Origin of the sequence: Maribacter forsetii DSM 18668 (assembly GCF_000744105.1) — a bacterium.
Taxonomy (GTDB): domain Bacteria; phylum Bacteroidota; class Bacteroidia; order Flavobacteriales; family Flavobacteriaceae; genus Maribacter; species Maribacter forsetii.
The window spans coordinates 2,859,316-2,885,146 of the sequence record NZ_JQLH01000001.1; the positions used below are offsets into that span (position 1 = coordinate 2,859,316).

At 35.0% G+C, this 25,831-nt stretch carries 26 protein-coding genes and 3 pseudogenes; 9 read left to right on the plus strand and 20 right to left on the minus strand.

Annotation, left to right across the window (positions count from 1 at the left end; all coding sequences use genetic code 11):
- The first annotated feature begins 26 nt into the window (after positions 1–26).
- Together P177_RS12255 and P177_RS12260 are read left to right on the plus strand one after the other, a co-directional pair.
- Positions 27–1,451: an amidohydrolase family protein gene (locus P177_RS12255; protein WP_245233036.1), complete on the plus strand. Its 1,425-nt coding sequence runs from the start codon at positions 27–29 to the stop codon at positions 1,449–1,451.
- A gap of 12 nt (positions 1,452–1,463) precedes the next feature.
- Positions 1,464–2,708, plus strand: a complete 1,245-nt coding sequence (locus tag P177_RS12260) for a metal-dependent hydrolase family protein (protein ID WP_036155147.1) — start codon at positions 1,464–1,466, stop codon at positions 2,706–2,708.
- 193 nt (positions 2,709–2,901) lie between these two features.
- Here P177_RS12260 and P177_RS12265 read toward each other — a convergent pair whose 3' ends face one another.
- Both P177_RS12265 and P177_RS12270 read right to left on the minus strand, forming a co-directional pair.
- Positions 2,902–3,528, minus strand: a complete 627-nt coding sequence (locus P177_RS12265; RefSeq protein WP_036155149.1) for a DUF998 domain-containing protein — start codon at positions 3,526–3,528, stop codon at positions 2,902–2,904.
- A 56-nt stretch (positions 3,529–3,584) separates the two neighbouring features.
- Positions 3,585–4,484: a sterol desaturase family protein gene (locus P177_RS12270; protein WP_036155151.1), complete on the minus strand. Its 900-nt coding sequence runs from the start codon at positions 4,482–4,484 to the stop codon at positions 3,585–3,587.
- A gap of 195 nt (positions 4,485–4,679) precedes the next feature.
- Here P177_RS12270 and P177_RS12275 point away from each other — a divergent pair, with 195 nt between their 5' ends.
- Positions 4,680–5,156, plus strand: a complete 477-nt coding sequence (locus tag P177_RS12275) for a Dps family protein (RefSeq protein WP_036155153.1) — start codon at positions 4,680–4,682, stop codon at positions 5,154–5,156.
- Between the two features lie 64 nt (positions 5,157–5,220).
- On the opposite strand, the gene P177_RS12280 is transcribed toward P177_RS12275, so the two are convergent.
- Together P177_RS12280 and P177_RS12285 are read right to left on the minus strand one after the other, a co-directional pair.
- A complete protein-coding gene (locus P177_RS12280; RefSeq protein WP_036155156.1) occupies positions 5,221–5,874 on the minus strand; it encodes a hypothetical protein in 654 nt (217 codons plus the stop codon).
- Between the two features lie 18 nt (positions 5,875–5,892).
- Positions 5,893–6,309: a VOC family protein gene (locus P177_RS12285; RefSeq protein ID WP_036155157.1), complete on the minus strand. Its 417-nt coding sequence runs from the start codon at positions 6,307–6,309 to the stop codon at positions 5,893–5,895.
- 243 nt (positions 6,310–6,552) lie between these two features.
- Between P177_RS12285 and P177_RS12290 the strand changes: the two genes are divergently transcribed.
- The 3 genes from P177_RS12290 (at position 6,553) to can (ending at position 9,220) form a co-directional block, all read left to right on the plus strand.
- Entirely contained in the window at positions 6,553–6,867 is a 315-nt protein-coding gene (locus P177_RS12290) for a hypothetical protein (protein ID WP_036155159.1), read from the plus strand.
- Between the two features lie 133 nt (positions 6,868–7,000).
- On the plus strand, positions 7,001–8,560 hold the full coding sequence (locus tag P177_RS12295) for a SulP family inorganic anion transporter (protein ID WP_036155160.1): 1,560 nt from the start codon (positions 7,001–7,003) through the stop codon (positions 8,558–8,560).
- Positions 8,561–8,578: 18 nt separating this feature from the next.
- On the plus strand, positions 8,579–9,220 hold the full coding sequence (can, locus tag P177_RS12300; RefSeq protein WP_036155161.1) for a carbonate dehydratase: 642 nt from the start codon (positions 8,579–8,581) through the stop codon (positions 9,218–9,220).
- A 101-nt stretch (positions 9,221–9,321) separates the two neighbouring features.
- On the opposite strand, the gene P177_RS12305 is transcribed toward can, so the two are convergent.
- The 10 genes and pseudogenes from P177_RS12305 to P177_RS20380 form a co-directional block, all read right to left on the minus strand.
- Positions 9,322–9,807: a hypothetical protein gene (locus tag P177_RS12305; RefSeq protein WP_051941821.1), complete on the minus strand. Its 486-nt coding sequence runs from the start codon at positions 9,805–9,807 to the stop codon at positions 9,322–9,324.
- Between the two features lie 45 nt (positions 9,808–9,852).
- The gene (locus P177_RS12310; RefSeq protein ID WP_157486552.1) at positions 9,853–10,245 is read right to left on the minus strand and encodes a hypothetical protein; all 393 of its coding nucleotides are present in this window, start codon (positions 10,243–10,245) and stop codon (positions 9,853–9,855) included.
- Between the two features lie 56 nt (positions 10,246–10,301).
- Positions 10,302–10,844, minus strand: coding sequence for a hypothetical protein (locus P177_RS12315; protein WP_036155163.1), 543 nt, complete (start codon positions 10,842–10,844; stop codon positions 10,302–10,304).
- Between the two features lie 35 nt (positions 10,845–10,879).
- Positions 10,880–12,292, minus strand: a complete 1,413-nt coding sequence (locus P177_RS12320) for a carbon starvation CstA family protein (RefSeq protein WP_036155164.1) — start codon at positions 12,290–12,292, stop codon at positions 10,880–10,882.
- A 107-nt stretch (positions 12,293–12,399) separates the two neighbouring features.
- Positions 12,400–12,567, minus strand: a complete 168-nt coding sequence (locus P177_RS20105) for a hypothetical protein (protein ID WP_157486553.1) — start codon at positions 12,565–12,567, stop codon at positions 12,400–12,402.
- 78 nt (positions 12,568–12,645) lie between these two features.
- Entirely contained in the window at positions 12,646–13,068 is a 423-nt protein-coding gene (locus tag P177_RS12325; RefSeq protein ID WP_036155166.1) for a hypothetical protein, read from the minus strand.
- Between the two features lie 252 nt (positions 13,069–13,320).
- A complete protein-coding gene (locus tag P177_RS12330) occupies positions 13,321–13,839 on the minus strand; it encodes a RidA family protein (RefSeq protein ID WP_036155167.1) in 519 nt (172 codons plus the stop codon).
- 179 nt (positions 13,840–14,018) lie between these two features.
- Complete coding sequence (locus P177_RS20490) at positions 14,019–14,141, minus strand: hypothetical protein (protein ID WP_262493316.1); 123 nt, start codon at positions 14,139–14,141, stop codon at positions 14,019–14,021.
- Between the two features lie 87 nt (positions 14,142–14,228).
- Complete coding sequence (locus tag P177_RS12335; protein ID WP_036155168.1) at positions 14,229–15,251, minus strand: hypothetical protein; 1,023 nt, start codon at positions 15,249–15,251, stop codon at positions 14,229–14,231.
- Positions 15,252–15,366: 115 nt separating this feature from the next.
- A pseudogene (locus tag P177_RS20380) lies at positions 15,367–15,531 on the minus strand (site-specific integrase); the annotation flags it as partial.
- A 379-nt stretch (positions 15,532–15,910) separates the two neighbouring features.
- Here P177_RS20380 and P177_RS20110 point away from each other — a divergent pair.
- Positions 15,911–16,081, plus strand: a pseudogene (locus P177_RS20110) (IS110 family transposase); the annotation flags it as partial.
- Between the two features lie 132 nt (positions 16,082–16,213).
- On the opposite strand, the gene P177_RS12340 reads toward P177_RS20110, so the two are convergent.
- On the minus strand, positions 16,214–17,113 hold the full coding sequence (locus tag P177_RS12340) for a sterol desaturase family protein (RefSeq protein WP_036155169.1): 900 nt from the start codon (positions 17,111–17,113) through the stop codon (positions 16,214–16,216).
- A gap of 49 nt (positions 17,114–17,162) precedes the next feature.
- Positions 17,163–17,738 (minus strand): sigma-70 family RNA polymerase sigma factor, encoded by a 576-nt coding sequence (locus P177_RS12345; RefSeq protein WP_036155170.1) that lies wholly within the window; start codon positions 17,736–17,738, stop codon positions 17,163–17,165.
- Between the two features lie 379 nt (positions 17,739–18,117).
- Between P177_RS12345 and P177_RS12350 the strand changes: the two genes are divergently transcribed.
- Complete coding sequence (locus P177_RS12350; RefSeq protein WP_036155171.1) at positions 18,118–18,330, plus strand: hypothetical protein; 213 nt, start codon at positions 18,118–18,120, stop codon at positions 18,328–18,330.
- Between the two features lie 12 nt (positions 18,331–18,342).
- A pseudogene (locus tag P177_RS12355) lies at positions 18,343–19,191 on the plus strand (IS110 family transposase); the annotation flags it as partial.
- Positions 19,192–19,419: 228 nt separating this feature from the next.
- Here the strand turns inward: P177_RS12355 and P177_RS12360 are convergent.
- The 4 genes from P177_RS12360 to P177_RS12375 form a co-directional block, all read right to left on the minus strand.
- A complete protein-coding gene (locus P177_RS12360; protein ID WP_245233037.1) occupies positions 19,420–19,932 on the minus strand; it encodes a GNAT family N-acetyltransferase in 513 nt (170 codons plus the stop codon).
- Positions 19,933–20,130: 198 nt separating this feature from the next.
- Positions 20,131–21,618 carry a pyridoxal phosphate-dependent decarboxylase family protein gene (locus P177_RS12365; protein ID WP_036155175.1) on the minus strand — a complete coding sequence of 496 codons (1,488 nt, stop codon included), beginning with the start codon at positions 21,616–21,618 and terminating at the stop codon, positions 20,131–20,133.
- Between the two features lie 149 nt (positions 21,619–21,767).
- On the minus strand, positions 21,768–22,400 hold the full coding sequence (locus P177_RS12370; protein WP_051941823.1) for a hypothetical protein: 633 nt from the start codon (positions 22,398–22,400) through the stop codon (positions 21,768–21,770).
- A 112-nt stretch (positions 22,401–22,512) separates the two neighbouring features.
- Positions 22,513–25,743: a S41 family peptidase gene (locus P177_RS12375; protein ID WP_036155177.1), complete on the minus strand. Its 3,231-nt coding sequence runs from the start codon at positions 25,741–25,743 to the stop codon at positions 22,513–22,515.
- Positions 25,744–25,831 lie beyond the last annotated feature (88 nt).

The following is a 25,831-nucleotide window of genomic DNA, read 5'->3' on the forward strand; positions in this document are numbered from 1 at the left end:
TCCCTTTACTAAACTACCATACTACTATGAGATTATCGAATGTGATGAAAGCTCTTACTTTCTCATTACTAATAGCACTTACCAGTTGTAAAGAGAAGCAAACCGTAACATATGATATTGTAATAAAAAATGGTAATCTTATCGACCTGGAAGATGGTTCTACATCTATTTCCAATATTCTGATTAATGACAACAGAATAACCAAAATCAGTACTGATACTAGTTTAACTAATATTGAGGCAAAGACAATTATTGATGCCACCGGTAAATTTATAGTACCAGGTTTTTGGGATAACCACACCCATTTTAGAGGCGGCGATTCTTTAATTGCCGCGAATAAAAATTTTCTAAAGCTATTTATGGCAAACGGAATTACAACAGTTCGTGATGCTGGTGGTGATCTTACCCCATCTGTTTTAGAATGGCGAAAGGCTATTGCGAACAATGAATTGGTAGGACCCACCATTTTTACATCGGGACCAAAAATCGATGGACCAGGCGGTACTTGGGCTGGCTCGTTAGAAGTAGATACTGATAAAACTATTACTAAAGCTTTAGATTCTTTGCAATCTATACCATCTGATTTTGTAAAAATTTATGATAGCCGTATTTCGGGTAAAGATTACTTAAAGGTGATACGAGAAGCCGAAAAACGAAATTTAATTACATCGGGACACATGCCCTTTACAGTGGAGCTTGACGCCACTATTGATGCAGGTATTGATGCTGTTGAACATTTATATTACATCATGAAAGGGTGTTCTAGCAATGAAAAAGAAATCACCCAAAAACTGATAGATAAAGAAATAGGGTTTTGGGATGCCATGCCGCTACTTCAATCTTCATTTTCTGACTCGACCGCTTTAAAAACATTCGAGCATTTAAAATCGAATGACGTATTTGTGGTACCTACATTGCACATTGGTGGGGTACTTAGCTATTTAGATGAAGTTGACCACAGCAAAGACAACTATTTGAAATATATGAGCGTCGGTATTCGGCAAACCTATAAAGGTAGAATTGACCGTGTAAAAAATGCAACAGATAAACAAGTTGCCGATAGAAAAGCTTTGGACCAATTCTTTGGTAAACTTGCATTGAAATTAAACGAAAACGGAGTATCTCTTTTGGCAGGTTCCGATAGTGGTGCTTACAATAGTTACACCTACCCTGGTATTTCATTACATAAAGAAATGGAAGCTATGGTAGCTACAGGAATTTCTTCGCTAGATGCGCTTAAATCTTCTGCATATAACGGTGCTATGTTTTTAAAGCAAGATGCTGATTATGGAACTATTTCTGAAGGTAAAATTGCTGATATTGTTTTACTCAACAGCAATCCTTTGGAAGATATTAAAAGCACCAAAGACATCTTTATGGTTCTTTCTAATGGAAATCAACATACAAAAACCGACTTAGATAATTTATTGACCTCTGCCATTTCCAACTAAACAACTTATTCTATGAAATCAATAATTTTTCTCTGCCTCTTCTCTTCTTACTTGGGTTTTTCCCAAACACTCTTAAAACCAGACCGTGTTTTTGATGGTACTGAAATGCATGATGATTGGGTAGTTCTAGTAGAAGGAAATCAAATTACGTATGCAGGTAGTGCGAACGGAATATCCCTGCCGAACAACACCACAGAAATAGATTTGACTGGCAGTACTTTAATGCCTGGAATTATTGAAGGTCACTCCCATGTTTTATTACACCCATACAACGAAACAGATTGGAATGATCAGGTACTAAAAGAATCACCTGTTGAACGTGCAGTTAGAGGTACCGTTCATGTAAAGAATTCTTTAATGGCCGGTGTAACCACTATGCGAGATTTGGGTGCGGAAGGTGCCGGTTATACTGATGTATATTTGAAGAAAACTATTGATAAGGGAATTATAGACGGACCACGTTTACTGGTTGCCGGACCTGCAATTGTAGCTACAGGAGCATATGGACCAAAAGGATTTCACGACGGTGTAACTGTGCCCTTAGGTGCTGAAGCTGCAAGTGGCGTTGATCAGTGTATTGAAACTGTACGCAGACAAATGGGAAACGGTGCCGATTTAATAAAAATATATGCCGATTATCGTTGGACTCCCGGTGCCGATTCTAAAGCCACATTTTTACAGGAAGAAATTAATGCTATGGTTGCGACCGCTACTACAGCAGGTAAATATGTAGTTGCACATGCCGGTACGCCGGAAGGTATGAAAAGAGCTATTCTTGGTGGCGTGGAAACCATTGAACACGGTGACGGTGGAACTATGGAGATTTTTAAAATGATGAAAGATAAAGGTATAGGACTATGCCCTACCCTTGCCGCTGGTGATGCCATTACGCAATACCGAGGTTGGAACAAAGCTACAGACCCAGAACCTGAGCGTATTAAACAGAAACGCAAGTCTTTTAAAATGGCGTTAGATTCCGGTGTACAAATTGTATTTGGTGGTGATGTGGGTGTTTTTACCCACGGAGAAAATTATCGTGAAATGGAATTGATGGTAGATTACGGAATGAAGCCTTTAGCAGTCTTAAAATCTGCTACATCTGGTAATGCCAGTATGTTTCATTTAGACCGATTAGGGAGCCTTAAAGAAGGGTTTTTAGCTGATATTATTGCCGTAAAAGGGAATCCGGTAGAGGATATCTCTTCTGTGAAAAATGTATCTTTTGTAATGAAAGATGGGGTAGTTTATTTGGAGTAGTTGTTGGTTGTCCGTTGTCCGTTGTCCGTTGTCCGGTCACTTCGGCTACGCTCAGTGACCTAAATCGTTACTCGTTGTTTATCAAAGCGAACGAACATAGCGCGGCTATCTGTTCTTTTGGAACACGTTCACTTTGGCTACGCTCAGTGACCTGTAAATTGCTAACGTTGTACTTTGTACTCGATACTTAATACTATTTTCCCGTATCCTTGGCAATTCGCAACGAACTAGAAACCATAAAAACAATAAAAGAGGTTTCTATTATCCGTTGTAAAATTCCCCTGTAACCCGAATTGGGGTCGGAAAATAGCGAGAATATAAAAATGCCACTTATTATTCCTGTGATCATTGCTATTTGAGATAAACGCTCGTAGTTCTCAAACTTCTTTAACCCTAATCCTATGCCAATTAAACAAATTGGAAAAAAGATATAAGTCAAAGAAGCCACTGCATTATGTATAAGTTGTGCAAGACTAGAGTCGATAACATCTGTTGGGCACCCCGCATCGCACGGAAAAATTCCTACCAAGATGGTTCCCAACCCGTAGAAAAGTGCCAAACCGAAAAAACCGGCTACGATCAGTTTTGAACTTGGTAATTTTCTGGGAGCACTAAAACAGAAAATGGTAATTAGAATTCCGCTAGGTATATATCCGAAGTACTGCAAGTATTTACCGTATTGGGTATTTATAGCAAAAGATTCACTAATATATTGACTTACTACACTGTAATCATCAATTAATAACGGTCCCACGATGGCGGCTATCGCAAATAAACTTACTCCTAAAATTCCTATGTATGCTACTAGTTTATTGGTCATTCTACTGGTGGTTGTTTTTTATATGACGCTCAAAAGACCTTTATGTTACATAAAAATTATAATTCTAACTTATTATGCTCTTCCCACTCCCTTCTTAAATCTGTAGATAGCATACTGGTGCCATCATGTTTCCAGCCTGGTGGTTTTGTCAAATACTTAAAGCGGTTTACAATTGAGGTTTTAGAAGTGAAAAAATCACCCAGCATCTTGTACCATTCCCCAAAGGCAATTTTTATAGGGTTATAAGTGTCTATATTTGTAACCAAACCGTAAACCGGTTTTTCCACCTCTGGCTCAAAAGTGCCAAATAACCTGTCCCATATAATGAAAATACCTGCGTGATTTCTATCCAAGTATTGCGGATTGGTAGCATGGTGCACCCTATGGTGACTTGGTGTATTAAAAACAGCCTCAAACCACTTGGGCATTTTAGTGATGAACTCGGTATGGATCCAATATTGATAGATGAGACTGACAGACATCTGTACCAAAACCATCACTGGATGAAAACCAATGAGAATTAATGGCGTCCAAAAAATGAAGGTGTAAAATCCTCCAGACCACGATTGCCTTAATGCCGTGCTTAGATTGTAATTTTTAGAGGAATGATGCACAATGTGACTCGCCCAGAAAAACCGACTTACATGACTAGTTCTATGAAACCAATAGTAACAAAGGTCTTCTGCAAATAGGAGTAGTAACCATGACCACCACGCAAAAGGGATTTCAAAAAGGTGCCAAAAATTATACAACAAGTAGAAAAAACCCAATGCAATGCCTTTGGTAATTAAACCTATGGCAACATTACCCAGCCCCATAACAATAGAGGTACCGGCATCTTTAAACTCGTAGTCATGTAGTTTTATCTTTACGGATAGTATCACTTCTAAAATTACCGTAACCGCAAAAAAAGGAATAGCGTAGTGAATTAAATTAGGAATTTCTGGAATTTGCATGGTAGTTCAGTGTCATTTTAACCTTTCTAATTTACGAATCTATTTTCTGAACTACAATTGCTTAAAATGACAAGAATATTCATTCATAAAATTTAATAGCAGTATAAACAAAACGTATTGGTTATGTAACTTTAGTTACCTTATTACAGAGGCTTTATGCGTAATTTTACAGTAAGAAATTAAAACAACAAAATCATGGAAACTTTAAATAAAAACGTGGGATTAAACCAAGATTATAAAATAGAAATCAGTGATAAATTAAACGTTCTATTAGCTAATTATCAAATTCATTATATGAACTTGAGAGGTATGCACTGGAATGTAAAAGGGAGCAATTTCTTTCTATTACATGAGAAATTCGAAGAGTTATATACTGAAGCTACTGAAACAGTTGATGAAATTGCTGAGCGTATTTTAACTTTAGACCAACAGCCTTTACATACGTTTGAAGATTATTTGGACAACAAGACCATTAGAATTATTAAAGAAGTGTCTGACGGTGCTACCGGTATTTCTTTACTTATAGATAACTTGAACGAGTTATTAATTCAGGAAAGAGAAATTTTAGAATTCTCTTCTGACAATGATGATGAAGGTACGGTTACCTTAATCAGTGATTTAATATCCGGACAAGAAAAATTAATCTGGATGCTTAAATCTACATTAAAATAAGCTACATTTTTAGTTATACAAAAGGGCAAAAATCTATTAAGATTTTTGCCCTTTTTTTATTGTATTAAACTTGGCTGAAATTAGTACTGCTACCTGTTCGTTTTTCTATTTTCAAAGCTCTTTTGTAGAACTCACGGAATTGCTCTTTACTATATTTTGCCCGCATTGCAGATAGAACATCAGATAGACCAAGGCTGCACCAATCCCACAGCATGGTATCAAAATTATAGGCGTACATTTGATTTTTCACCTCGGCTCTTGTAGTATCTACTTCATTTGTCGTGAATCCATTTTCTAATAGTCGTTCTAAAGCGCGTTGCTCATTTTCTTTGGTAAATTCTGTATCCAGATAAGGCTCTAGAATCCAATCCCAATTCCAATTTTGTGGTATAAGTCTAATATTGTTACTTTCGGCAAATTGTTTCAGTTTCTCTTTTTGTTCTGAAGAAATAAATATGATATCGTTTTTTACATGCACTTTGCAAACTGTAAAATCAACCGACATGCAATCTATATCCTTGGCAGAAAGTATAGCTGTTGGGTAGCCTATGGATGGTTCAAACGGATATTTAGTAATTACAATTTCACTTTCCCGTATTTCAGATTCCCCAATACCACATAGTAGTTTTTTTGCATTAAAAAACTCTAAAGACCTATTAGAATTCAAGGAAGATTCTTTTCTCTTAAAATTGAATATGTCTTTTAGAAATTGCCACATAGTAACGAAATGAAAATTCTATTGTTGCTGCTGTTGTTGTTGCATTTCTACTGGTTCTAACAGATCCCACAGGTTCCCATAAAGGTCTTCAAAAACCGCTACCATTCCATACGGCATTTTTTCTGGAGATCGTACAAATTTAATTTTACGCTCCATCATTTTGTAATAGTCCCTCCAAAAGTCATCAGTATACAAAAACAAGAATACGCGACCACCTGTTTGATTTCCAACACTTGCCAGCTGTTTTTCATCATCTGCCTTTGACAGTACCAAAGAACATTCTTTTGATCCTTGTGGCGCCACTACAACCCAACGTTTACCATCGCCCAAGTCGGTATCTTCAACCAGTAAAAAATCTAATTTGTTGGTATAAAATTCAATGGCTTTATCGTAATCATCTACTACTAGTGCTATACGTGCTATGGATTGTTTCAAAGTATTCTTATTTAATGGATTTTAAAAATACCGCTTATAAATTAGTTATTGCTGTAAGATCTTTCATTTTAAAAGCACTTTACCGCTACTTCAAGCATTACGATATTCGCAACAAATTAGAGTAATTCTAAAATTAATTTAATTAATACTATTGTTTAACACAATTTTAGTAAAATATTAATAACACATATCTACATTTAACGAGAATAATTTAACAACCTCAATTTTTTACTTTTCTAATAATTGAAAATCTTCCATAAACATATTACATCTAGCATTTTATTGCTCGTTTTTAGCCTTGGGTTAACTAATGAGTTATCATCACGGTATTCTGATGATACTGCTGTTGTTTTTGATACGGAACAACAAGATAATCAAGATGAATCTGAATCTGACATTGATGAAGAGATTCTAGATATAGACATACCTCATCGAGAAAAGCATCTTTTAATAGCTTATTTAAGCTCCAATAATTTTGTAATTAATACAAAGCTAAACTTGGCTTTTAAAATTATAGAAATCTCACAACCAACGCCTCCACCTGAATATATAGGCTAATAATTTACTTTTCACTTACTACGTACCTCAAAATTAAGAGTAAGTATTTCACTTTAAATATTAAAATAGGTCTCCTAAAGGTATTTCATATCATTATTAGGCCAACTCTCATATATTCAAATTTAAAATTTTCATGAATTTATTCAAACATTGGAAAAAAGACTTACCCGCAAGTCTTGTTGTATTCTTTGTCGCATTACCACTATGTTTAGGTGTCGCTTTAGCAAGTGGAGCACCGCCTTTTGCCGGACTAATAGCGGGTTTAATTGGTGGTGTTTTAGTTGGCTATCTTTCTGGTTCATCTATTGGGGTAAGTGGTCCGGCTGCAGGTTTAGTTGTAATAGTGTTTAATGCTATTGCTGATTTAGGAAGCTACGAACTTTTTCTTACCGCTGTAATTTTAGCTGGTATCATTCAAATTCTACTAGGTGTATTTCGTGCAGGCGTAATTGGATATTATTTTCCTTCTGCCGTAATTAAAGGTATGTTATGTGCCATAGGGATCATGATTTTCGTACAACAGATTCCTCTAGCATTTGGCTTTAGCGGCGATGTCAATACCGACAGAATCGATTTAAGCGGATTGCATGATCAAATTACCCCTGGCGCCATATTAATTACAATTATTTCACTAAGTATATTGTTGATTTGGGATGGTATTCTAGCAAAAAAGAGTAAAATTTTCAAACTCGTTCCTGCTCCTTTAATAGCTGTAATTGCGGGAATAGTAATTTATATCAGTTTTGGAAAATCTGGTTTTCTTGAGTTACACGAAAGTCAGCTAGTAAGTGTACCTATACCTAAAGATGTAGCTTCTTTTATGGGGCAATTTACACTCCCAGATTTTTCTGCATTAGCAGATAAAAAGGTATATATAACAGCCTTCACCATAGCCATTGTAGCTAGCTTAGAAACTTTATTGAGTGTTGAAGCTTCAGATAAGCTTGACCCCTTAAAAAGACAAACACCCACCAATAGAGAGCTGATCGCCCAAGGTATTGGAAATAGTATTTCTGGTTTAATTGGTGGTATACCCATAACGCAAGTTGTTGTTCGTAGTTCTGCAAATGTAATGAGCGGAGCCATGACCAAACTTTCCGCCATTTTGCATGGTATACTGATTCTTATAAGTGTTATTGCAATCCCTACCCTACTGAACCTTATACCACAAGCTGTTTTAGCAAGTGTTCTTTTGGTAATAGGTTTTAAACTTGCTAGCCCTAAATCTTTTATTCAAATGTATAAGTTAGGTAAGGCGCAGTTTATTCCATTTATTATTACGGTAATCGGTATTGTAACTACAGATTTATTAAAGGGTATTTTAATAGGGTTAACCGTAGGTTTAATTGTAGTTCTTTTAAAGTCATATTACAACTCTCACCAATTACTGGTAAAGGAGAACAACGGTAAAAGAAATATATTTCACATAAATTTTGCCGAAGAGGTTACCTTTATCAACAAGGGCCCAATCATGAAAGAGCTAGATGCCTTGAAAAGTGATTCTTATCTTGAATTAGATTTTAGAAAAACAAAGATACTTGACTATGATATTCTTGAATATTTAGATGAATTTTCCATTAAGGCGAAGAATAATAACATCAATATTAAAATGATTGCTGAAAAGGAAACTTTAGATAATCCGGACAGTTTTAGAAGATACTTCGGACACCAAGTATTCCATTTAGAGCATTAATAGTATAAAGAAAAGAATATGAAATTAGATTTTTATAAAAGCTTAATTGAAAATAATAAAAAATGGGTCGAATCTAAATTAGATGATGACCCAGATTTTTTTAAGAAACTAGAGAAAGGTCAGCAACCACCTTTGTTATGGATCGGTTGTTCTGATAGTCGCGTACCTGCCAACGAAATAATTGGAGGTAAACCTGGTGAGGTTTTTGTACATAGAAACATAGCCAACATGGTGGTACACTCAGACATGAACATGCTTAGTGTTTTAGACTACGCGGTAAATGTGCTTAAAATTAAACACATTATTGTATGTGGTCATTATGGGTGTGGTGGTGTAAAAGCTGCCATGGGAAGTAAATCTTATGGTTTAGCAGATAACTGGATCAGACATATTAGAGATGTCTACAGGCAACATCAAAAAGAGCTCGGCGATATAACAAATGAAGAGGTGCTTTTTGACCGTTTTGTTGAGTTCAATGCTATGGAACAGGTTTACAATCTTGCTAAAACTTCTATTGTACAAAGTGCATGGGAAAGAGGACAAGAATTATTTTTACATGGTTGGGTATATGGTGTAGGTACAGGAATTATAAAAGATTTAGAGGTTAATTTTAGTTGTAATTCTCAATTAGAAGAGTTCTATAAACTTGGGGTTATTTAAGAAAAACACCAGTAGTATTATTTATTTTTTGTGCTCCTTAATTACAGCTAAGGGGCACATTTAATATTTGAAAATTACCGTTGTAAAACTCTCACTATATTTTATAACCCTGCTGTCATTTTACCCAAATTTATCTTCTCTGCTTTTGTGAAGTTAATATCACGTACATATTCCATTTTGCCCCATAGATAGGTGTTTCCTTTTAAGCCTTTGGTCATTCGCATTCTTCTGTTCAGCCTTTTTGTTTCTTTTTCGGTCGCTAATCTTCTTTCGCCAAGCTCACCGTATAATTTTACACCCGGATAGTCTGAAAACTTTTTTTTGAACAATGCCCCTAGCCAAAAGAACCGACTACTATTGACCCCAAGTAGACATACATTATTATTCGTTTTTGCGTGTAACGGTAATTTCTTAGGGAACTTTTCAAAATAAAATCCTGTTTGATTATCGTTTAAAAACAAGGACCCGATGGGAGTAACCGTAGGGTTATTCTCTGCGTCTACAGATGCAACAGAAATATGAAAATTAGAACTGAAACTCTTATTGAAATGCGTTCGTATCTTTTTCCAGTCTTGAGTGATGTCCATTCTTAAATTATTTAAGTTGCTATTATAACTGTCTGCTTTAAAATTTTACAAATAATTCATATCAATATACATCCAAGAATACATCAACAATTTCAATAGCACTACTACACCGAAGGATGCCAATAAACTGTACCAATACTTCTTACTATTGTTTTTAAATTTACGGTTTATATAGTACACTTGAACAGGAATAAACAGTAACAAAGCAACAATAGCCAAGCCTATTGCTGTATATAAATAGAACACCATAACCACGCCCTCAAGGATGTTAAATACTACATTGAGGGCTTCTAAAATATCGTCTACGGATTGAAATCCGCTACCACCCGTAAAACCATCATTCGTAGTGAACAACACACTTACTTCAATAAAAAATAGCACTGCATTGAACAGGAGATAAAGAATTAGCCAGGATAGCTTTTTAAGTATTTTAATCAATTTATGCTCTTTAAATCTTAAGTTCAAGTGTTACGGAGAGTATGCTTCATTAATCATTACTCTTGAATGACCTCCTCAATTTCCTTTTGCAAACCTCTTTCCGTAACCATAATATCCTGCATCATAAACATTATAAGTTCTTTTTTATCAGTACTGGTGTCTTTTATATTTGGATAAAGGAAACGCATTAAAAATTGAGTTTTTGATGTCAACAACTCTGTGTGCTCTTCAATATTTGCCAAAGCAGATACTCTATCATATTCCAACAATTCTATTTTTGAACTAGAAATAGCTTTCCATGAACTAATTCTAATTTGAGGCATTTGAATTCCATTGACTTTCATCATGACATCGAAAATAGAAATTGTATCATTCTTTTTGTAAAAACCTAAAGTGTCGATAAGTGTCTGCTGTTGAGGCATTTTTTTCTTGATATCTTTATTGGTTTCTCTCAACTCCTTATCCATTGATATAAATATCTGATTCATATACTTTGCATCTTTACGATCTTCATTCCAATTATTGATAAAAAGTGCTATCAAAATACCGACTATAATTGTAAGTATCTCTTTGAAAAATTCTATAATAGTTTTATTCATATTTTAAGTTTAGTTGGTATTAAAATATCATGTAATTACAACGCACTTGTTCCATCTTTCAACTTTCTAAAAAATAACACTGTTAGTACAGCAGAAATTCCAATCCCTATCCAATTAGAAATTTCAATGTCCAATCCTAAACCAACGTTTGGGTCATAAAAAATATAAGAACCAACCACGGACGTAATAAAAAATGCCGGAACTAAAGCAATGATATAATACGTTTTCTTTTGATATAAATATACAGCACCAATCCAAAGAGCTATGGAAGCAGTTACTTGGTTTGCCCATGAGAAGTACCTCCATAATAGCTGAAAATCCATATTTGTAAGTATAAATGAAACGATAAAGAGCGGAATAGCCACCATAAATCTATTCTTTAATACTTTCTGGTCTATATTCAAATAATCTGCAATAATCATGCGTGCCGCTCTAAATGAAGTGTCTCCTGATGTAATAGGTAATACAATTACACCTAAAACGGCAATGGTACCACCAATAGTTCCTAAAGAAATGGTAGCTATTTTATTCACCACAGCGGTTGGTCCGCCATTTTGCAAAAGCTCATTTAAGGAATCTCCATCCAAAATACTCATAGACGCCGCCGCCCAGACCATGGCAATAGCGGCTTCAAGTATCATCATACCGTAAAACACTTTTCTTCCATCTTTTTCATTGTTGATGGTACGTGAAATTATGGGAGATTGCGTAGCATGAAAACCTGATAAGGCACCACATGAAATGGTTAAGAAAATTACCGGAAAATAAGGTATGTTCTGCGGATGCATATTTTGAAATGTAAGCTCTGGAATAGGATTGCCTACAACGAACATACCTATGCAAATACCAATGGCACTTAATATGAGCAACAAACCAAGCACAGGATAAATTTTACCTATGATTTTATCTATTGGTAATAAGGTTGCAACTATGTAATAGAGAAATATGGCAAAAAGTACTATGGTCAAATAGCTTGTTTCTGAACCTATAACATCATTAATCATATTTGCGGGAGCAGTTACAAAAACAGTACCTACTAAAATTAGGAGTAATAGCGCAAAGAAGTTTACAACGTGACTAAAAGATTTTCCTAAAAAACGCGATGCCAATGCCGGTAAGTGTGCACCACCAAAACGTAACGAGATCATACCGGTTAGGTAATCATGAACCGCACCTGCAAAGATAGACCCAAGCACAATCCAAATAAATGCGATGGGACCATACAAAGCACCCAATATGGGACCAAAAATGGGACCTACACCAGCTATATTCAGAATTTGAATAAAAGCATTTCTATTACTGTTCATGGGTACAAAGTCAACCCCGTCTTCCATAGTATGTGCGGGAGTTTTCTCTGTTTCATTTGGTTGAAATGTTTTATCTACAAATCTGCCGTAGGTGATATAACCCAATACCAATAGGATAATGGATGTAATAAATGTAATCATGTGGTTGTTTTAGACTTGGTATAAAATGAATTGAATGTTTGCGTTAACTAGTGACCGGTATAGGAGTTAGAAGAATTTTCAAGCCTAAGGTCGAAGCAAATTTAATTCTATTTTTTAAGCCTATCAATTACAAACATTATAACCACTGACAGAATAGCCACTACAATTGCTTTAACCCAGTCGATTTCATCTTTTGCAAAGGCATCATAAATTATAAAACCGGTAGCGAAACCTAATACGAATTTTAAATTTTGAAGGGTGAATAAGTTTTTCATTTTGTGGTGGATTAGGTAAAGAACTAATGTTAGTCATTCCGAGCAGATTCAAATATTGTCCAATTTGTGTTACTTGCGTTATACGTTATTGGCAATAGTATTTTTTACTATTATCTCATTCAGTTTTTGAGAATCAGCTTCCTTAATTTCATTCAAGTCAAACGTAACTGTAATGCCGCTGTCTTTTGTTATTATTAACTTTTTTTCAACCATTTCAGTCTTTTTGATTTGATTAAAATTCAAAGATTTTGAAGCCCAAGAGTTAATTCTTATTATAACTCCTTTTTTGTTCCATTGAACATAATTTTTATACCAAAACATTTTACTGAAATATATCACTTGTAGAAAAAATCCAATAGCACTTATTCTTTTGTTCAGTTTTGGATTTTCAAATTCAAATAATTCAAAAAAACCCACCAAAATAAAAATTAGAGAAAGGAATAGAATGAATATCCAAATCCAACTTTTCATATTGTCAAAATGTATCTTTTTCTTTTCCATTTGCGTTCAAATTCTATTATTGCTAATCAGCTCCGTATGATAAGCAGGGTAATTGTGAGCTTAATGTAAAAGTAAGCAACCTTTCATTTTCATCTCCAAGCAGTTATTTTTTCAATATTTCATTAATATATATCCAAAGATATTTTTCTGGATATTCAATTTGTACTCCATGCGTTCCATTTTCAAATAAAAACCATTTTTTTGTAGGTGCCAAAATGTAATTTCAATCACCTTGTTCTGCTGTCGTACTTTTTATTTCGATTCATGTACTTCAAGTTCTATTTCAACCATAAATTCAGGCAATGCTAATCCTTTTACTTCAAGCCAAGAGCCAGTTGGAAACCGGTTTTTATAAATTTCAGCTCGATATGCTGATTTTTCCAACATTTGTGCCATATCAGTTGTGAAAATGTCTTCTTTTACAACATCGTCAAATGTGCAGTCAAAGTGTTTTAATATTTTTTCCAAATCAGCATAACAGTTTTTCATCTGCTGTTCAATATCGCCAATAGCCGTTGGATTTCCTTCATCATCCATACTTACTGCTCCAGAAATTTTAATGCTATTCCCTATTTTTACGGCGTGTGAATATCCGTATGCCTTTTCTACTTCTGGACGCAATAGAAAATATTCAGGTTTTTCGGGTGCAACAACTACTTCTTTTTCCACTTCTTTAGTTTCTTCCTTTTGTTTTTGTTCACAACTTTGGAATACAAAAGCGAATGCAAAAAGTGTTGCGAGTATTGTCAATCGGTCAATTGGTTTTTTCATAATTCTGATTGTTTAGTGCCTACATTGGTCGGTTTTCGGCTTTACCTTTTTATTATCTATTTCGTTTATTAGTATGAAGAACGCCGCAGCTATGCATAGTGCGGAGGCAAGGAAACATTTTCATTTCCGTCTATGTACGAAGCTAAAGCTTATTGTTTAGTTTATTTTCTGTATCAATTTCAATCCATTCCGTTACTTCTCAATTTGGAAATGGTAGTTTTAGATGTTACTCGAAGCAAACGCATTGCTTCTTGTTTAGATACCCATTTGTCTTGTTTCCTATTACTTTCAATTCCTTTCATGCGCTTAACAACCTTATCTATAAGGTCATAAAAAGCTTTGGTTTCTAAACATATTACTTTTATAGATACAAACTAATAATGACCGCCCTACTCCTTATATAGTGCATTATAAAAACCATTGTAAGCATCTGCCATCAAATTTGCGTCTTGGTAACTAAGACCAATATTATTTAATAGAAATATATTTGGGTCTTTCTCTGATTTTATCTGAACTAATGTCAAAACAACGGAATTGCCATATTTTAAATAGGTTTGAAAAGCCCCCACGCCTTCATGTTTATCAATCATTTCGCTTAAAGGCTTATATGTAACAACTTGGTCTACGCCATTTTCTTTTGTCTGCAATAGACTATGCGCATATTTAGGAAAAAAAGCACTCATTGAGGTTAATTTATTACTAGGTGCAGTTCTAATATTATCTCGTTTCCAAGTTCCACCAGAAACTTTCAAATTGCCAATATCCAAACTTTTTGCTCCATTTTTATTATAGGATAAATATGCACCTTGATTCTGATATAACTTATAATTATTTTTTTCCATAACTGCATGAAAATCTTCATATGTATAATCAACATAATTAACTTTGTCATAGATTACTTCATTGCGTGATGGCTGAAAACCCAAAGAGATTTCTGCCTTATATATTATTAAATTATTGGGGTCTTTTAGATTTCCTGCGGATTTTGGATAAACAGTTAATTTAATGACTACATCCTCTCGACTGTATGGAGTATGCGAAACGTATTTTTTATTTAAATTCTTAGTAGAATGTGCTGCATATTCAAAATAATCTATTTTAGAAGCTCTTTGAAGGTTTCTTATTGACTCCGTAAAGTTAGGGTCTCGACTTCCCAACCAAATAATTTCTCCACCATTTTTCTCTACTGTTTCTCTAGCCTCAGCTAATGTTTGTCCTAACTTTATGCCTAATAAATTAATAGCTTTTTCTATATGTTGTTGCGACAAAGCAGTAAACTTTCCAGCAGATTTGGATGTAGATGTAGCTCCTTGTGCTCCTCTTGGTGTTGCTCTTTTTGGTGAACGCTGTGCTTCCAGTGTTTGAAGGAACAATAAACTTATTAGCAAAAAGGCTGTGAAAATGTTTCTCATAATTGGTCGATTTTTATAATTCAAATATAAAAGAAACTACTGAAAAATAGTATCTAATGTTCTGATTTTAAATGTTTTCAATTTTTATTTTTATCCCGTCGGAAAATTCATTCTATTAAGAATTTAGTACTGCATCAAGGGTATCATCTGGATCTTTATGAATGCAATCCACCTGATAATTAATTGTCGTTTTCAGGTAGCTATGGCGATATAATTTTTGCAGCATTATCGGTGATATTGATTCCCCAGCTACGTTTCCAAAACAATGCCTTGCTTTGTGATTTGAAAAGATTCCTATCAATTTGACAAATGACTGCTATCCTTAATTTGATATCTATATATATTCTGAAATCATTTTTGGAGTTGTTCGTTAGAGACATAGTTTACACAAGTTAAAGATTAGGGTTTAATCTATTTTTACTTGTACAAAGTTAAATCCATTCCCGATAGCTATCGGGATTAGCGGCCTTATAAACCTGTCGGAAGGCAGGTTTATAAGGCCTTTCGGTTTTGCCCTAAAGTTCCCATTACGTTTAGGTTGTTTTAGCAAACGTTTTTACTAGCTCTCTTGTCATAATAATCTAATCTTGTTTGATAATATGATGAATGACCATTAACCTTGTCGATATAAGCCACACTTTTTTTGTTCAGTTTTAATCTGTAAACACAACAAGGCGTGCAAAGAGGTATATGAGCGGATCGTGAACAAGGGTAAGAGCAAGAAATTAGCACTGATAGCCGTTGCCAACAAACTATTAAAGCAGTCTTTTGCTATCGCAAAATCTGGCAAACCATATGATGAAACCTACGTTTCTGTATTGCCTAGATAAATAGCAGGTAAATTGAATAAAAAAAGCTCACGAATCTGTTTTTTGAATCTATGGGCATAGGATAATATTGTCTCAGATTAAAGAAGAATTTGTTTGTTTTTTACCTCAGTTCTTTGTTATGCACAGGCATTTTCATTCACAACATTCCTTTGTGGTCGTTATCGGAAATAATAGTTGCTTAAAGTATTCTTTATCTTTTGGATAATTTGTTTTATAGTTTTTAATAACTCCAACTTCTGCAACAGCACCTTTTCGGTTATAATATGTACCAAATAATATGTCCCAAAAAGGAAAAATATTCCCGAAATTTTTAGCTTCTTCCAATTTTTTACTGTGATGAAAATGATGAATTTGAGGTGTTACAATCAGGTAATCCCAAAAGCTTTTTTTTGTTTGAATGTTTGCGTGAGAGATGTAGGCAATTACTACGTGTGTAATACCTACTAAAAAAATAATTTCTTGACTAAACCCTAAAAGTAAAATAGGTGTCATTTTTAAAAAGGTATTTAAGAAAATATTGATAGGATGAATCCAATTTGTTTTAAACCAATTTAAACTTGTTGGTAAATGATGAATAGAATGTATTTTCCACAAAAGAAAACTTACATACGATTTTGTATTTCCTTTATGACTAATCCTATGATATAAATAAGGAAGAAATTCGCCTATCAGATTAGCAATAATGTATGTTGCTAAAAATGGTAAGGAATTCCAGAAATTAGTTGTTGTAATGATTTTTTCTTGAAGATAAATAACCAATGATAATGCAAGCATTTTTCCAAAAGCATCAAATATGGCTGTAGAAAAAATAAAATGTTTAATATCAGTCCAAAGTTCCTGTTTGTTAGGCTTCCATTCTTTCTTTAACGGAATGATTCGCTCTAAAATTAAAATGGAAAAAAGGGTAAAGAGGAAAATGGAAAAGGATACTATTTCAAAATTCCAATTATTTTGAAGTGTTAAATAACTAAATATGCCTGTTAAAATTAATAATGTTGGTACAACTAGTGAGGATGTAATTTTATGTTTCATTTGTTTACTTTCTCTTGTAGTCGCAAGAGGAAAGCAAAAAGATGCAGGATTATGGAATTAAATTTATTCTTTCCATTTCAGTTTTTAATTCTTGAGGAAGTTCGCAGTTATTTTTTAACTGAAAATCAGAGACTTGATCTTTGTTGTTATAAGAAATATCAATACAATCACTTACTAACTCTTTTAATTTTTTTCGTCCTCTTTGTATTCTTGATTTTGTTGCTGTTAGACTCAAATCAAGCAATTCAGCAATTTCTTGCTGTGGTTTTTGATCAATATCACTTAAATAAAGTGGTCTGCTATATTTTTCGGGTAAATAAGTTTGAATTACAAAACCTGATAAATCACATACACAAGCACTTGAATTGATATTAATTTCAGATTGGTTTATTGATAATTCAGAATGTTTTTTGTTCTTTCTATAATAATCTGCAATTGTATTTCTAGTTACTTGAAAGAGCCAAGTTTTATGGTTCTTGATTTCTGTTTTACGATTTAAATTGCCATGTAGTTTTATACTAACTTCTTGCAAAATATCTTCTGCATTATGTTCGTCATCAATTTTGGTTTTGATGAAATTAAGTAAATGACCTTTATGTTTATCCCAGATTTCGTTAAATGTCATTGTCCTTTTTTTTGCTTGTGCATAACGGTTGAGCTCGTATGTTTGGTTCTTAGTTTGAAGATACTATAATTATATAAATAAAAGGAGGTTGATTAAGCGGTTAAGCTAGATACATTTTCAATGATGTCGTTTCATAGATGAACAATTCTTCTTTAGCTACTACTTTTATAAAAGTAGTAGCTTATATATTAAACAACAGCTAAAATAGAAGGGACAGAGAGGTCTCGGCTAGATACACGTTAGGGTGATATCGTTTCTTAGAAATCCCGCCCTTCTATAATTTTCTTGGAATCCGGACAGTACCTAGATCCTTTGGATAGAGATCGAATCAAATGCGAGCAAGGATGATAAAGAGAGTTATAGCTTAAAAACCGAAGAAATGGAAAAGCGTTTAAAACAGAGTCTTGGCATTGATGTTTCCAAATTGAACCTGTCGTTATCACTAGGTTCCCTAAATGATAAGCTGATCAAGGAATTCGAGTACCATCCGGATATCACCAATGACATAGAGGGCTATAAGGTTCTTTTGAGATGGTTGAGAACATCGGTGAACCCTGAAGTGGAACTGTTAGTGGTCATGGAGGCTACTTGAGTATATCATCAAGGTATCGCTCATTATCTATACGAACTGGGCTATCGCGTTTGTGTAATGCAATCGGGCCGTGTAAAGCGCTATGCGCAGAGTTTGGACCAACGTTCGAAAACGGATGCACTTGACAGTAGAATGCTCAGTATGCTGGGATTGGAAAGAAACATCCGTCTTTGGCACCCGCCCAGTAAAGAGCTGCAAGAGTTAAAGGGTCTGAGCAGGGAACGTAGTTCATTGCTCAACGATAGGACCATGGAGACCAATCGGCAAGGAGCGATTGCATCGAGCGTGCATAGCAATGCAAGGGCGCTAAAAAGGCACAAGGTCAGATTGAAGCTTCTCAATACACAAATAGCGGCAGTTGAACAAGAGATGCGGTCATTGATAGCGGATAACGAAGAGTTGAAAAGTAAACTTGAATATTTGACGAGCATCCCTGGTGTATCTTTTGTATCGGCGGCTACGGTGGTCGGGGAAACATTGGGTTTTGAATCCATAGTCAGTGGCAAGCAGTTGGCAAGTTACGCCGGTTATGATGTGGTACTGAGGGAATCGGGAAACTTCAAGGGAAATACCCGGATCAGCAAAAAAGGAAACAGCCATATCAGGGCGGTATTGCATATGCCCTCGATGACCTGCGTACGCTGTAACCCGACATTGAAACAGTTCTATAATAGACTGAAACCGAACAAGGCAAAGCCTTTGGTGGCGCTCGTAGCGGTTCAGAGAAAACTATTGATATTGATGTATACCTTATGGAAGAATGAAGAAAACTATGATGCTGAATTTGAAATAAAAAAGCAGCAAAAGCATGAAGCCCTTGCTGCGCGGGATAACAGTTTGATAAATCAACCTGTTTCCTAAATTATTAAAGAAAAAACTTGTTTTTTGACACAGTACCTATGAACAGTACGGGAGCAAACTAGCGTTTGCTTTCCGCCACGCACATAGCGAAATCTTATTGTTTTGATTTATTTTTTCCTGTCCAGAGCAAAATCCATAAGATTTTTCGGACTTCATAAAAATACACAAACCCAGCGATTAAGCCCGAAGCCCGTATTGTTTATTGGTTTTGTTGTAGCCAGTAATTATTTATTTCATTGACATCCATTTCTCCAAACTTATTTCCCTAATGGGATATGCAGGGTTCTTAAAAGTCCATTCGTTGTCAATCCATTTCTTTACCGTGCTAAACAGAATTGAGTCAAGTCCGTTTGCAACCTCACTTTGTCGGACCCACATATAAATTACAGCATCAAAATCAGCCTTTTTGGAAGGTTCAATATACAAACATCCAAGTACTTGACTTTCATCAAGGCTTACAACAGTATACGCAAACGAACTTCGCATTTGGAACTCTTTTTGATGCCATCCCAAATCAATTAAATCCTGTTCGAATGATAAATCCTCTGTTGGCCAGTTCCATATTGGAAGGAACATTTCTTGTAAATGGCTAAGACTCGTCATAACCGCGTCATAATCTTTTACAACATCATTAACTGTCAGCATTCTAATTCTGAAATGTTGATTCTCAAGTGTATCAGGGACTTTAAAATCCACAGGTACAAATGAGTTGCTTTGAGAGATAACTATTTGTGGAAGCACAAATAAAATAATTGTTGTCAGAATAATGATTGATTTTTTCATATGGTTGGTGTTATTGGTTACAAAGGTTTGTGTATGATTAATTGCTTTAAGTACTAAGATAGGAAAAGGGGTATGAGTTGGGAAATCCGCTAAGATTTCCGAGACACACTTTATCCACTCCCCAGCAATTAATTAACACGGTGTTGTAACACGTTATTAATTCACTTTTCGTTCTTGTAATTTCGAATGAGTCTTTCTTCCCTCTCTAATTATTATATCAATAATCTCTTTAATATCTTTTTTTGAAGTCCTGAAATTAACAACGCAAGCTCTTAAACAATACATTTCACTTACAATAGCATTTGATAAAAATAACTCGCCACCAGTTTGTAATTCATTCAATAATTCTTCATTTAGTTTATTTATATAATCATTACTTTCTTTGGAATTGATTGGAGTATATCTAAAAGTAGTGATACTTAAATTTTGAGAGACTGCCTCTAATTCAGAATTTTTTTTAGCTAAGTCAAATAATATTTCTGAGAGTTCAATGTCTTCACCAATTAGTTTTTCATAACCACTTCGACCTATTTGTTGTAATGATAACCAAACCTTCAAAGCTCTAAAGCCACGTGAGTTTTGAAGTCCATATTCATAAAAATTTTGAACAATTTCATTTTCATCTTTCCTAAAATTATAGTATTCTGGATGTGAGCTATAGGTATTTATTAAGTGTTGAGGATTTTTAACCAAAATGCAACCGGCTTCAAGTGGACTATATAACCATTTATGTGGGTCGAGAGCAATAGAATCAGCTTCTGAAAGACCATCAAACAGGTTTTTGTATTTTGGAATAACTGTCGCTGGAACACCATAAGCTCCATCGATGTGAAACCATAAATCATAATCTTTACAAATAGTTGAAATACCTTTTAAATTATCAACCACTCCAGTACTAACATCACCAGCAGTACCTATAACCATAATTGGCTTAAAACCATTTTTTATATCTTCTTTAATTGTCTCTTCTAGTACTGTATTGTCCATTTTATTTGAAGAATCAGTTTGAATCCAACGAATAGATTTTGTGCCTAATCCAAATAATATAGCTGCTTTATCAATCCAGGTATGTGTGGTTTTTGAACAATAAATAGTTAGCTTTTGGGATATGTTTGAAAGTCCATCTTCTTTTACGCTTTCAGGCGCTTTAGCTGTTCTAGCTGCTAAAAACGCTGTAAAATTTGCCATATTTCCTCCGCTGACTAAAATTCCTCCGTAGTTAGATGAAACACCAATGAACTCTGATAGCCATTGAATAGTTTGTTTCTCAATTTCAGTAGCCATTGGACTTAAAATATGCGCTCCAACATTTGGATTTACAGTTGCTGCTAATAAATCGGCTAAAGCTCCAATTGGGGCAGCAGATGAAGTAATATAGCCTAAAAATTTAGGGTGTCCATTAAGTAATGAATGGTTAAGTAATAAGTCCGTTGCTCTAGAAATCAGTTCGGTTGCGGGTATTCCCATTTCTGGCAAGGAAGTGTTTCCCAAGATACTTTGTAATTGACTTGGACTTTCTTTTACAGTAACAGGTCTTTTATCAATGCTTGAAAGTAACTCAGAAATATCATCTATTAATTGATGTCCGATTTTTCGAAACTCTTCTTTGTTGATTTCTATTGAATTATTTCGATTTCCATTCATAATACTATGTTTGCTCTAATGTGTTACAACGGTCTCGTATAACCGTCAGTTACGGGTTAATATGCGTTATTTTCGGTTTAGCACTGATTTTTGCAATTCCGAATGGATTCGAACGTAGTCGAATCCACCGTAATTGCGGTTATACATTGTTATTTTTTTCTTAAAACTGAATTACAAATCTTTTCTATTCCGCCTATAATTTGTTCTAATTCTCTTTTTATTTCGTCACCATTTTCTCCGTAATCTTCCCAAATTATAGCTTCATATTTATCCATTTCTTTCAAATGTTTTTCAAACTGTTCGTCTGTAAATTTTCTTCTACCTTGGTCTTTCCAATACCTTCTTCCTAAAAATCCAGAAACGGTCATTATTCGATTCGTAAGTTTTACAATATCATTGAAATACTGTTCAGACTCTTTCCCAAATAATGTTATAAATCTATATTTTAGAGCTCTTAATTTGTGGAAAGGTTCTTTGTTCTTTTCAAATCTTTCTATTACTACATATGCTCGGTCAAGAATTTCAGAGTCTTCTTGTCTTTCATTTTCGTTTCTTTTCCTTGTTCTACCTTCACCAATATGTCCAAAGGGACTTCTAATAATTGAAATAGCATCTTGTACTTCATAGAAAAGAGATAATGTTTCTTCTGCTAATTCATATTTTCTTTTCCATTTAGCTTCTCTTCTCCAAGAGTTTATTCCGTAAATTGCTGCGCCTGATGCAATAATAATTGATAAGCTCTTTATCAAGTCAAAAAATAAATTCCAATCAATTTCACACATTTTCAGAGTTCGGTTTTAATTGTGTACAACTAGTATATACAGACAGTTGTACATATTTCTAAATATATAAGTATAGTAGTAATCGTCTCTTATTTACTAAATAAGCGAAACACTACTCCACCTCTTTCATCAACACCTCAATAGACTTTTCCAATTGCTGATCAATACCGTTTGCGATGACATCAGGTTGGTTCTTAATAATAATTTCTGGGTTGGTTTCATTGTTTTCCATCCACTCGCCTGCTTTGTTTTTAGCACTTACGGGTACAACACCCCAAACACCTCCATTGGGTAAACGTTCCCAACCAGCAAAGCTACAGGTACCCGGAACAGGCATACCCACTGTTTTACCGATCTTTAAATCTACATAGCCGCTTGCAAAACAAGATCCATCACTGTACATAGATTCATTGAACATTGCCAAGGTCGGCTTCGTCCAACGAGAGGTTGGTTCGCCACCTACTACCCTATCTTCGGTTTCATAAGATAGAAATGGTATCCCTGTAAAGAACATTGCCAGATCGGCTACCAAGTCGCCACCGCCATTAAAGCGAGTATCTACAATTACTCCTTTTTTATCATTGAATTTACCCAACATTTCTTCATAAATGGTACGGTATGGTCCGTCGCTCATGCCTGGTATGTGCACATAGCCCAATGTGCCGTTACTTTTTGCCAATACTTCTTTTTCGTTATTTTTAACCCAACGGTCATATAGCAATCCGTTTTCTACGAGTAAAGAAATAGGCTTTACGGTTAGCTGTTTTCTCTTGCCTTTTTCATCGACAATATCTAACAAGGTAAAGTTACCTGCTATACGGTTTAAGTAGAAAGCGGCATCGGTAGACTCGCCTATGGTAACACCATTGATTTTCTCGATTATAGTACCTGGCTGTATATCAAATCCTGCTTTGTCTAAGGGTCCGCCTTTAATAACTTCCGTAATTTTCAATCCTGCACCTTTATGCTCGTAATCTATAAAAATACCTAAGGAAGCTGTTTGATCTCCGTTTTCGATATTGGCGGAGAAACGACCTCCGGCGTGACTCACATTCAGCTCGCCTAACATTTCTGAAACCATTTCAGAGAATTCAAAACCATTACCAATATGCGGTAAGTACTTCTCGTATTCGGTACGCATCGCTTTCCAATCTATACCGTGAAAATTTGAGGTGTAGAAAATACCGTTGGTACGCAACCAAATATGATCAAACATATACTTACGCTCTGCATCGGCATCTAAAACCATTTCTGCCTTTACTTTTACCGGTTCTGTCTTACTAGTGGCTACATCAACTTTAGATATACTACCGTCAGATAATAAGAACAGTTGCTCTTTCTTGGCATCCCACTGTAAACTTCCTGATTTAGCATCTAAGGCTATAAGCATTTTGGTGCTTTTAGTACGTATTTCTGTTTCCCAAAGGTTTAAGCCTTTTTCAAACTTGGTCAGGTAATACAGTTTTTCTCCATCTTTAGAAAGTACGGCATCTGACAATTTAGAGGAGTGTATGGTTAAACGCGCTTTTCTGCGTTCTACATCTTCCAAATCGAATTTCACCCTTTTTACCTCCTTTTTTTCGTCTTTCTTATCTTTCTTCTTTTTATCATCAGATTTGGCTTCGTCCTTTTTTTCTTTGGCAGCCTCTTCTATCATTTTCAACAAATCGTACTCCTCTTTTGTATTATTGAATTTATCCCAAGACTCTTGATTCAAGAACATGGTATACACATCTGTTTCAAAAGAACCACTGGTGGCATAACTTTTAAGTCCGTCTCGATTCGAGAAATAGACAATCTGACTACCATCGTTCACCCATTTAGGTGAAAAATCATAATAACCGCTTTGAGTCAAGTTTTTACGCTGTTTACCATCTTTAGAAATCAACAGTAACTCGGTATTATTCAACGAAACACTCCAATCTACCAACAGCCACTTACTATCCGGACTCCACTGATAATACTGATCACCGTCTTGCATGTGAATTACATTGTCAGGAGTCATTAAAGTAGTAATTTCTTTCGTTTTCAAGTTCTTCACCTTTATCGTTCTTCTACCTTCTACATAGGCAACATAGGTGCTATCTGGTGAGAATTCTGGCAAATAGATATCTTCTTTTGAAGTGACCAATGTATCTTCTTTGAACAACGTTGCCGCAAAGAAATAAGGTTCTTCTTTTCGGACTTTAGAAGATGAAAATATGCTCCATTTACCATTGCGTTCACTAGAGTATGCAACAGATTTACCATCAGGCATAAACTTTACAAATCGTTCTTGTTCTGGGGTATTGGTGATACGTTTTGTTAACGAACCATCTACCGATGTTACGAAGACTTCGCCCCTACTTATAAAAGCGATTTCTTTACCATTAGGAGCAACATCCATTTCTTGAACACCACCGTTTACAGATACATATTCTATAGGATTACTGTCTTCTTGTGTTCTTACAATGATTTCAACTTTTTTCGCTGTTCCCCCTTCTGATAGGGTATAAATTTCACCATCGTAACCAAATGCCAATTTATTATTACCAATACTTAATGAACGTACCGGATGGGTTTTAAAATCGGTCAATTTCTTAGGTTCAGCTCCACCATCGATAGCAATTGAAAAGACATTAAACGTACCTTCTTGCTCACTCAAATAATAAACTACGTTACCATCTTTAGAAAACACGGGATTGCGATCTTCTCCCTTAAAGCTGGTTAATTTTGTATGCTTACCTGTGGATGGATTATACGACCAAATATCTCTAGTTATGGCAGATTTATGATGCTTTCTAAATTCGTCTTCGTATCCCTTTTTATCATGATATACCATTTGTGTACCGTCTGCATTTACTTGTACATCTTCTACAGGCACGGTCAATACTTGACCCACTCGCCCACCGTTTACAGGAACGCTATATAATTCTGGCTGTGAACCTGTTGGATATTGGCGATGCTGAGCTATATCTAATCTTGCTGCTCCAAATAGTACATCTGAATCATCGGCAGAAAAACTATAGGGAGTTTCGTCTTTACTATGGTAAGTTAATCGTGTTGCCTCACCGCCTTGGGCATCCATCACATAAACATCAAAATTGCCATATCTATTAGAGGCAAATGCTATCTTCTTTCCATTTTTACTCCAAACTGCTTTAAAATCATGAGCAGAATGATACGTCAACTGCTTTGCTACACCACCTTCTGCAGGTACCGTAAATAGATTGCCTTTATAAGTAAATGCAATAGTGCTTCCATTGGGAGAAATTGCTGGATAACGCGCCCATTGCGGATTCGTTTGTGCCGTGCATACATAAGTTAAGCATACCGTTAAGGCGGTCAAAAAAGAATATTTCATACGTTTAGTTAGTTGGTCTATAGTAGTTTCGAAAGATAAGGATTACAATTGTTTGCTACAATCTATGTATGGTCATTGGTAGACTTTT

What these genes read in the sequence shown, in the direction of transcription:
- P177_RS12255 (WP_245233036.1), top strand. Translation starts at nt 27, where the DNA reads ATGAGATTATCGAATGTGATGAAAGCTCTTACTTTCTCATTACTAATA.
- P177_RS12260 (WP_036155147.1), top strand. Translation starts at nt 1,464, where the DNA reads ATGAAATCAATAATTTTTCTCTGCCTCTTCTCTTCTTACTTGGGTTTT.
- P177_RS12265 (WP_036155149.1), bottom strand. Translation starts at nt 3,528, where the DNA reads ATGACCAATAAACTAGTAGCATACATAGGAATTTTAGGAGTAAGTTTA.
- P177_RS12270 (WP_036155151.1), bottom strand. Translation starts at nt 4,484, where the DNA reads ATGCAAATTCCAGAAATTCCTAATTTAATTCACTACGCTATTCCTTTT.
- P177_RS12275 (WP_036155153.1), top strand. Translation starts at nt 4,680, where the DNA reads ATGGAAACTTTAAATAAAAACGTGGGATTAAACCAAGATTATAAAATA.
- P177_RS12280 (WP_036155156.1), bottom strand. Translation starts at nt 5,874, where the DNA reads ATGTGGCAATTTCTAAAAGACATATTCAATTTTAAGAGAAAAGAATCT.
- P177_RS12295 (WP_036155160.1), top strand. Translation starts at nt 7,001, where the DNA reads ATGAATTTATTCAAACATTGGAAAAAAGACTTACCCGCAAGTCTTGTT.
- can (WP_036155161.1), top strand. Translation starts at nt 8,579, where the DNA reads ATGAAATTAGATTTTTATAAAAGCTTAATTGAAAATAATAAAAAATGG.
- P177_RS12305 (WP_051941821.1), bottom strand. Translation starts at nt 9,807, where the DNA reads ATGGACATCACTCAAGACTGGAAAAAGATACGAACGCATTTCAATAAG.
- P177_RS12315 (WP_036155163.1), bottom strand. Translation starts at nt 10,844, where the DNA reads ATGAATAAAACTATTATAGAATTTTTCAAAGAGATACTTACAATTATA.
- P177_RS12320 (WP_036155164.1), bottom strand. Translation starts at nt 12,292, where the DNA reads ATGATTACATTTATTACATCCATTATCCTATTGGTATTGGGTTATATC.
- P177_RS20105 (WP_157486553.1), bottom strand. Translation starts at nt 12,567, where the DNA reads ATGAAAAACTTATTCACCCTTCAAAATTTAAAATTCGTATTAGGTTTC.
- P177_RS12325 (WP_036155166.1), bottom strand. Translation starts at nt 13,068, where the DNA reads ATGGAAAAGAAAAAGATACATTTTGACAATATGAAAAGTTGGATTTGG.
- P177_RS12330 (WP_036155167.1), bottom strand. Translation starts at nt 13,839, where the DNA reads ATGAAAAAACCAATTGACCGATTGACAATACTCGCAACACTTTTTGCA.
- P177_RS20490 (WP_262493316.1), bottom strand. Translation starts at nt 14,141, where the DNA reads ATGAAAGGAATTGAAAGTAATAGGAAACAAGACAAATGGGTATCTAAA.
- P177_RS12335 (WP_036155168.1), bottom strand. Translation starts at nt 15,251, where the DNA reads ATGAGAAACATTTTCACAGCCTTTTTGCTAATAAGTTTATTGTTCCTT.
- P177_RS12340 (WP_036155169.1), bottom strand. Translation starts at nt 17,113, where the DNA reads ATGAAACATAAAATTACATCCTCACTAGTTGTACCAACATTATTAATT.
- P177_RS12345 (WP_036155170.1), bottom strand. Translation starts at nt 17,738, where the DNA reads ATGACATTTAACGAAATCTGGGATAAACATAAAGGTCATTTACTTAAT.
- P177_RS12350 (WP_036155171.1), top strand. Translation starts at nt 18,118, where the DNA reads ATGGAAAAGCGTTTAAAACAGAGTCTTGGCATTGATGTTTCCAAATTG.
- P177_RS12365 (WP_036155175.1), bottom strand. Translation starts at nt 21,618, where the DNA reads ATGAATGGAAATCGAAATAATTCAATAGAAATCAACAAAGAAGAGTTT.
- P177_RS12370 (WP_051941823.1), bottom strand. Translation starts at nt 22,400, where the DNA reads ATGTGTGAAATTGATTGGAATTTATTTTTTGACTTGATAAAGAGCTTA.
- P177_RS12375 (WP_036155177.1), bottom strand. Translation starts at nt 25,743, where the DNA reads ATGAAATATTCTTTTTTGACCGCCTTAACGGTATGCTTAACTTATGTA.